Genomic DNA, 398 nt, shown 5'->3' with positions numbered 1-398 from the left:
CCCCCCCCCCCCCCCCCCCCCCCCCCCCCCCCCCCCCCCCCCCCCCCCCCCCCCCCCCCCCCCCCCCCCCCCCCTTGTACCCGCCTAAGACGGCATCCGAGCTCGCGCCTAGAGTCTCGTGGGCTCGGACCCCCCCCCCCCCCCCCCGCATTCGCGTCAACGCGCTCTCGTCCGGGCCGGTGCGGACCCTGGCCGGCGCCGGCATCTCGGACGCGCGCGCCATGCTGTCTTGGCAGCGTGCCAATTCGCCCCTGTCTCTTATACACATCTGACGCTGCCGACGATTAACCTTCGGTGGAGAGCTCGGTGGTGGCGGTCTCATTAAAAAGGGGGGGGGGGGGGGGGGGGGGGGGGGGGGGGGGGGGGGGGGGGGGGGGGGGGGGGGGGGGGGGGGGGGG

1 pseudogene is annotated in these 398 nt (G+C 78.4%); it reads left to right on the top strand.

The features are described from left to right. Window positions 1–149: 149 nt before the first annotated feature. Window positions 150–254, top strand: a pseudogene (locus JHD80_RS27280) (SDR family oxidoreductase); the annotation flags it as partial. Between the last annotated feature and the right edge of the window lie 144 nt (window positions 255–398).

The sequence above is a fragment of the Allobosea sp. ASV33 genome (assembly GCF_016428755.1).
In the GTDB taxonomy this organism is placed as follows: domain Bacteria; phylum Pseudomonadota; class Alphaproteobacteria; order Rhizobiales; family Beijerinckiaceae; genus Allobosea.
Note: the sequence above shows the minus strand (reverse complement) of the source record. Positions and strands in the feature narration are given on the sequence as shown.